The organism is Streptomyces xingningensis, assembly GCF_054957865.1.
In genome coordinates, this window is sequence record NZ_JBDJPF010000162.1 from 1 (window position 1) to 1,203 (window position 1,203).

The window sequence follows — 1,203 nt, forward strand, 5'->3', positions numbered from 1 at the left end:
GGGAGTTGGATCGGTGGGGTAACCGGATCGCGCATCTGCTGGCCGCACACGGCAACACGCCCGGGGACCGCGTCGCGATCTGCCTGCCCCGGGACCCACTCCTCATCGCCGCAATCCTCGGCACCCTCAAATCCGGCGCCGCATACATACCCCTCGACCCCCAATACCCCGCCCACCGCACCGCCGCCATCCTCCACAACGCAACACCCACCACCATCCTCACCACCACAAACCTCGCCCAACACCTCCCACCACACACCAACACCATCACCCTCGACCAACAAAACCTCACCCAACACCCCCACACAGACCCCGACATACCCATACCACCCCACAACCTCGCCTACATCCTCTACACCTCAGGCTCCACCGGACTCCCCAAAGGAGTCGCAGTCGAACACCACAACGCCACCAACCTCATCCACTGGGCCCACACACAATTCACCCCCGACGAACTCGCCGGCACCGCCGCAGCCACATCCATCTGCTTCGACCTCTCCATATTCGAGATCTTCGCCCCCCTCACCAACGGCGGCAAAATCATCCTCGTCGACAACCCCCTGACCATCCCAGCCAACCACCCCGAAATCACCCTCATCAACACCGTCCCCTCAGCCATCACCCAACTCCTCGACAACAACCAAATCCCCCCCAACACCCGCACCATCAACCTCGCCGGCGAACCACTCACCGCCACACTCACCCAACGACTCCACACCCAAACCCCCGCCACCCGCATCAACAACCTCTACGGCCCCTCCGAAACCACCACCTACTCCACCATCGCCACCCTCCCCCACAACACCCACGACCCCATCCCCATCGGCCACCCCATCACCAACACCCAAGCCCACATACTCGACACACACCTCGAACCCGTACCCCCCGGAATCCAAGGCGAACTCTACCTAGCAGGCCACGGCATCACCCGCGGCTACCACAACCAACCAGCCCCCACCGCCGAACACTTCCTCCCCAACCCCCACACCACCCAACCCGGCCAACGCCTCTACCGCACCGGCGACCTCGTCCGCCGAAACCCCAACGGACAACTCGAATTCATCGGCCGCACCGACCACCAAATCAAACTCCACGGAATCCGCATCGAACTCGGCGACATCGAAACCACACTCAAACAACACCCCCACATCCACGACGCCATCGTCCAACCCCACGGCCAAAACACCCACCAAAAACTGGTCG

Annotated in this window: 1 protein-coding gene; it reads left to right on the forward strand. The window is 62.6% G+C overall.

The genetic code is table 11. The features are described from left to right. A partial coding sequence (locus ABCR83_RS32635; protein WP_462698886.1) for an amino acid adenylation domain-containing protein occupies nucleotides 1-1,203 on the forward strand: 1,203 nt, incomplete at both ends.